This window comes from Streptomyces sp. NPDC058964 (assembly GCF_042741275.1).
In the GTDB taxonomy this organism is placed as follows: domain Bacteria; phylum Actinomycetota; class Actinomycetes; order Streptomycetales; family Streptomycetaceae; genus Streptomyces.
In genome coordinates this window covers 1-5,911 of the sequence record NZ_JBHYKH010000550.1, presented here as the reverse complement: position 1 = coordinate 5,911, position 5,911 = coordinate 1, and the positions used below count along the sequence as shown (strand labels likewise).

The window sequence follows — 5,911 nt, the reverse complement described above, 5'->3', positions numbered from 1 at the left end:
AACGGGGCTATCCAAGACGGCTCCGACGCCGTGATCACACCAGCCACACCAAGATCATCTCACCCCTGACCAGGGGTTACGGGACAGCCCTTAGGAGCCATTGGTGCTCCCATTGCCTGGCAGCGAGTTTCTCGTTTACCTCTCGGTCTGACACCCAGTATCGAGGCAGCACCGGCCTGTGCGCCGCACCCGACGGAACCGGACCGAAGATCATCGCCTCCACCGCCACCATCCGCCGCTCCGTAGAACAGATCCGGGCCCTGTACGGCGGCGGAGTCGAGCTCTTCCCGCCTGCCGGACTGGACGCCCGTCACTCGTACTTCGCCGAACAGGATTCCTCGCGCCCCGGTCGCCTCTACGTAGGCGTCATGGCCCAGGGGCACACCGCCGGTCGCGCCTCCGTGGCCACTGCCGCGGCCATGCTCCAAGGAGCGTGAGAACTGCCCGAGGAACACCGCGACGCCTACTGGACCCTGGTCGCCTACCACCACAGCCTGCGCGAACTCGGACGTACCGTCACGGCCGCGGGTGACGACATCCCCGCACAGCTCACCGGGCTCGACACCGGAGCGGGTACCAGGCAGCTTCCGGACCATCAGGTACAGGAGCTGACCAGCAATCTGCCGCGCGCGGAACAGCCCGTTCTGCTCGACCGGCTGGAGAAACCATGGGACGACCCCGCGTCGGTGTCCTTTCTCCCGTGCACAAACATGCTCTCCGTGGGTGTCGACGTGAAGCGTCTCGCCCTGATGCTCATGCAGGGCCAGCCCAAGACGACCGCCGAGTACATCCAGGCGACCAGCCGGGTGGGGCGCAGCTCCGTCCCCGGACTCGTCGTCACGTTCTTCAACGCCACACGCCCACGCGACCGTTCGCACTACGAGACGTTCGACATCTACCACCGTTCCCTCTACCGGCACGTCGAGCCCACCAGCGTGACGCCGTGGTCCGTACCCTCACGCCGCCGAGCCCTGCACGCCGCGCTCGTCATCCTCGTGCGCCACCGGCTCGGGCTGGCCGCGGAGAACCAAGCGGGTCACATCGTCGATCGCCTCCCGGAGGTGGAGGCACTCGCGGACCAGCTCGCACTGCGCGCCGAAGTATGCGAGCCGGGCAGCGGCGAGGCCGTACGCAAGGAACTGGCGGACCTCGTCGCCGACTGGGAGGACGCCGCTCGTGACGCGTACAAGCACGGCCGGGAGCTCTACTACCGCAGCCAGGGCAAGGGGCAGTCGAACTTGATCAAGAGCTTTGAACAGAAGTACGGGCTGTGGGAGACGCCCAACTCCATGCGCAATGTAGACCGGGAATGCCAGGTGATGGTGAAGGGAGCCGACCTGTGAGCCGCACCTTGCGGGTACGTCAGTCGCAGACGGTCGTCCCGTTCGGGGTCGGAGCCGTCTTCGACATCCAGGGCGAGTCCTTCGTCGCCACCGGAATCGGCGACTGGCCGGGCCGCGGCAGGCAGAAGGTCGAGTCCCCACGGCTGGCCTCCAGGCTCGGCGTCACCGGCTTCTACGCCGCCCCGGCCACGGCCAACGACCGCTTCGACACCCCGGACGCGCCGGGAGCACCGTACGTCCGATTCCCCTCCTGGCTCTTCTGCGGGGCCTGCCGGCGCATGAAGCGGTGGCGGATCGCTGACGAGAAGCCCGGTCAGCCGCCGCGCTGTCCCTCCTGCTCGCCGGCGCGGACCCTCGCGCCCATGCGATTCGTGCAGATCTGTGCGGCCGGTCACCTCAGTGACATCGACTGGTGGTTCTGGGCGCATTCCCGACGTGACGCCGGCGAGCGCAGACAGTGCACCGAACGCGACAGACTGCGCTTCCTCGTCTCCGACCGCGCCTCGGGACTCGAAGCGCTCTCCGTGGCCTGCACCGCGAAGGGGTGCGGAGCCGCGCGTGATCTGCTCGACATCCTCGGAACGCACGGGATGCGGTGTTCCGGACGCAACCCCTGGCAGCGGGCCGGCGAGGCCGTGGAGTGCGTCAAGCCGGTTCAGGTGGTGCAGCGCACCGCGGGGAACATGTACTACCCGATCGTGCACTCGGCGCTCGACATCCCTGAGACCGAGGTTCCGGCTCACGCGGACGAGGAGCTCACCCGGCGGGTACGTGAACACGACCTCTGGGTACAGCTGTGCCGGCACATCGGGAAGCCGCGGGCCGGCATGTTCCGGGACATCATCCTGGAGGACACGGGAGCCGACGAGGCACTCCTAGACGCCCTCGTCGCCGAGGAGACCGGGCACACGCCCGTGCCGTCCGCCGACTCTCCGTCCGCTCCCGCCCGTCCCGACCTCAGCCGGGAGGAGTGGGCCGCCTTCACCGCTCCGCCACCGCCGCCGACGCGAGACTTCGCACTGCGCGAGACCACCCTGGGCCTCGACGGCGAGACCGAGGAACCGTGGGCCGGCCTGCGTCGGCGCTTCGGCAGGATCGTCCTCGCCGACCGGTTGCGCGAAGTCCGCGCCCTGTCGGGCTTCACCCGGGTCTCACCCGATGCCACGGTCGTGCCGTCCGACACGGCGCGGCGCCTGAGATGGCTCCCCGCCGTGGAGGTCTTCGGCGAGGGGATCTTCCTCGCACTGGACCGGCATGAGCTCTCCTCATGGGAGGCGGACGCGAAGGTCCAGCACCGGGTTTCGGGGATGCGTGCCGACCTCGACCGGTCCTTCCAGAAGGACCGCCTGGAGCATCTCACCGGCCCGGAGCTCGCTCCCCGTTACGTCCTCCTGCACACTCTCGCGCACCTGCTGATCCGTCAGCTCTCCTTCGAATCCGGATACACCACTGCGAGCCTGCGGGAACGCATCTACGCGCGCCCCGACCAGGACCAGTACGGCATCCTCGTCTACACCGCCGCCGGTGACGCGGAGGGCACGCTCGGCGGCCTCGTCCGCCAGGGCGAGTCGCCGCGTCTGGCGGAGACCCTCCTTCGCATGACCGAAGCAGCCGCCTGGTGCTCGGCGGATCCGCTGTGCGCCGAGCACACGGGACAGGGCTTCGCCAACCTCAACCGCGCGGCCTGCCATGCCTGCGCACTCCTTCCGGAGACGAGCTGCGAGGCCGGCAATGCCCTCCTCGACCGCGCCCTGGTCATCGGCGGCCAAGGGGTGCCCGGCTACCTGGAGACCGTCGTCGGAACCGCCCGTGCCGCCGCGGCAACCGTTCTGGAGCAGCCATGACCGTCAGCTATCTCGATCTCTCACCCGAGCAGCGGGTCAGCCTCGATGAACTCGCGTTCGACGGCAACCATCTCGTCAGCGGTCCGCCGGGCAGCGGCAAGAGCCTGCTGGCGGCTCAGCGGGCCATCATGCTCGCACTGACGGGCGCACAGGTCACGCTGCTGACCCGCTCCAACCTCCTGCGCCAGTCACTGGCCGCGGTCGTCCACGCACTGGGGCCGAGAGACCGCAGCGTGCGGGTGGCGACAGCACACGCGTGGCTCACGGAGTGGTACGGCGGCAAGGCTCCGGCCGCTGCCGACGGCACGTACGACTGGGAGGCCTGCTACGACCGAGCCGCTGAGCTGGGCCCCGACCCCGACGCCACGCTGGTCGTCGACGAGGGACAGGACCTGCCACCGGAGTTCTACCGGCTGCTCCGCCTGCTGCAGGCCCGCACGACGGTGTACGCCGACGAGTGCCAGCGGCTGACCGACACCAACTCCACCCTTGCCGAGATAGCCCAGCGCCTCGGCCGGTGCAGCCGGCACGAACTCGACGGGAACCATCGCAACACGCGGCAGATAGCCTCCCTCGCCACGCACTTCCACACGGGGAGCGACCTGCCCGACCTTCCCGAACGAGACGGGCCCGTGCCCCGGCTGCACCGTCTGCCGCCCAAGGGCGCTGCCGACCTGGTGATCCTCCTGGCCCAGCAGCATCCGCAGCACACCATCGGGGTGATCGTGAACTCGAAGCACACCCAGTTCTCCTTGCTGGGCAGCATCGAGCACAGAGCACCGCGGCTCAAGCCGCAGTTGTACACGTCCATGGCCAAAGGAGGGCGCTACCGCACACTGGACCTCGGTCGCCCCGGCATCGTGCTGGTCCACCGTGCCAGCGCCAAGGGGCTGGGTTTCGACACTGTCGTGATCCCCGACGCGCACACCGATGCGGCAACCGATCCCACGTCTGCCGCGTTGCGCATGACGTACTACGTGCTGGCCACGCGTGCCCGGCGTGAGCTGCATCTCGCCTACGAGGGGGAGAGCGAGCCTCCGCTGCTGGCACAGATCGGTCCGGGCGAGTTGCTGCGCGGATGACAAAAGCACAGGACGCGACGTCCTGAACAAGGGGATCACCCACATACGTATACCTCCTCCGTGGGAGGATCCCCCAAGACATGAGCGCGTCCCCGGAGGTAAGGAGCCTGCGCGCCGCGGTGTTCGCCGCGGTGTGCGTGCTGCTTGCTGCCGCCGGGCACGGGTTCGCCACCGGTGACGTGCCGCCGGTGTGGGCGGACGGCGCCGGGTTCCTCGGCGTCTTCCTCACCGGGTGGCTGCTCGGCGGCCGGGAGCGGTCCCTGGCGGGGATCGGGGCGGTCGTGCTCGCCACGCAGGCTGGTCTGCACATCGTTTTCGACGTCGCGCATCCGCGCGCGGTCGCGTCCGCGGGCGGCACGCGGCCGGGGTCCCCGGAGGGTCACGCCGATGCCGCCGTCGGGCATGCCCACAGCCTCTCGGCGCTCGCCACGGCCGCCGTGGCACACGTCCACGAGATGTCCACGCCGGTCACGGCCGCCCACCTCCTCGCCGCCCTCGTCGCCTCCTGGTGGCTGCGGCGCGGGGAGGCCGCGCTGTGGTCGCTGCTGCGCCGGGCGGCCGCGTTCGTGCCCTCGCTCGCGGTGGCCCGGTGGCGGGGCGTTCCCGTCCCGCTTCCCGCGCCCCCCGGCGGCCCCGGGCGCACGCGCACCGAGGCCGTCCCGTTGCGGCAACTCCTGCTGCGGCACGCGGTGCGCCGCCGCGGACCGCCCGCCCGGATCCCGTACACGACCTGACCCCCCATCACACTCTTGAGTACGTACGGAGATCCACTCGCCATGTCCATGCTCATGTCACGCGTCGCCTTGCGCCGCGCCTCCACCGTCACCGCCCTCGCCGCCGCCGCAGTCCTCGCGGCCGCGGGTGTCGCCTCGGCGCACGTCACCGTCCACCCCGACAGCTACGCCAAGGGAGCCACGGACGGTCTGCTGACCTTCCGTGTGCCCAACGAGGAGGACAGCGCGAGCACGACCAAGGTCCAGGTCTTCCTGCCCACCGACCACCCCGTTCTCGGCGTGCTCGTCCACCCGCGGGACGGCTGGACCGCCAAGGTGACCACCACCAAGCTCGAGAAGCCGGTCAAGACCGACGACGGGACCATCGACGAGGCCGTCTCCGCGATCACCTGGACCGGCGGCAGGATCGGGGCCGGTCAGTACGAGGACTTCGACGTCGCCTTCGGGCAGTTGCCCGACGACGCCGACGAGCTGACCTTCAAGACCCTGCAGACGTACTCCGACGGCAAGGTCGTCCGCTGGATCGAGCAGGGCGGGGAGGAGGAGTCGGAGAATCCCGCGCCGGTGCTGAAGCTCACGGCCGGTGAGGGTGAGACCCCCGCCGCCTCGGCCGCCAAGGACGGAGGCACGAGGAGTTCCACCCAGGCCGCCGCCTCCGGCGACTCCAACGACTCCACCGCGCGCGGCCTCGGCAGCGCGGGGCTGATCGTCGGCGTCCTGGGCCTGGCGGCCGCCGCCTTCGCGATCGTACGGGGACGGGGACGGTCCACCCGCTCGTGACGAGCAGCCGTACGCGGCAAGGGTGCTGTCGCGGGTATTGTGCACCAAAATCGGAGCAGACCCCGGGGGGGGGGGGGGTGACTGGGTGTGGGATGCACAGCGAGACTCGGGGGGGGGCGCGCACGACG

General features: G+C 70.1%; 4 protein-coding genes and 1 pseudogene. All 5 read left to right on the top strand.

The window, feature by feature from the left end:
* Window positions 1-173 precede the first annotated feature (173 nt).
* Window positions 174-1,343 (top strand): annotated as a pseudogene (locus ACFW2E_RS39860) (helicase-related protein); the annotation flags it as partial.
* Window positions 1,340-3,187, top strand: coding sequence for a DrmB family protein (drmB, locus tag ACFW2E_RS39855; RefSeq protein WP_384474888.1), 1,848 nt, complete (start codon window positions 1,340-1,342; stop codon window positions 3,185-3,187). The pseudogene ACFW2E_RS39860 and the gene drmB, both read left to right, overlap by 4 nt.
* On the top strand, window positions 3,184-4,269 hold the full coding sequence (locus ACFW2E_RS39850) for a DNA helicase (RefSeq protein ID WP_384474886.1): 1,086 nt from the start codon (window positions 3,184-3,186) through the stop codon (window positions 4,267-4,269). Before drmB ends, ACFW2E_RS39850 begins: the two co-directional genes overlap by 4 nt.
* Before the next feature lie 80 nt (window positions 4,270-4,349).
* Window positions 4,350-5,003, top strand: coding sequence for a hypothetical protein (locus ACFW2E_RS39845; protein ID WP_384474883.1), 654 nt, complete (start codon window positions 4,350-4,352; stop codon window positions 5,001-5,003).
* A 48-nt stretch (window positions 5,004-5,051) separates the two neighbouring features.
* Window positions 5,052-5,783: a YcnI family protein gene (locus ACFW2E_RS39840; protein WP_384474891.1), complete on the top strand. Its 732-nt coding sequence runs from the start codon at window positions 5,052-5,054 to the stop codon at window positions 5,781-5,783.
* The last annotated feature ends 128 nt before the right edge of the window (window positions 5,784-5,911 follow it).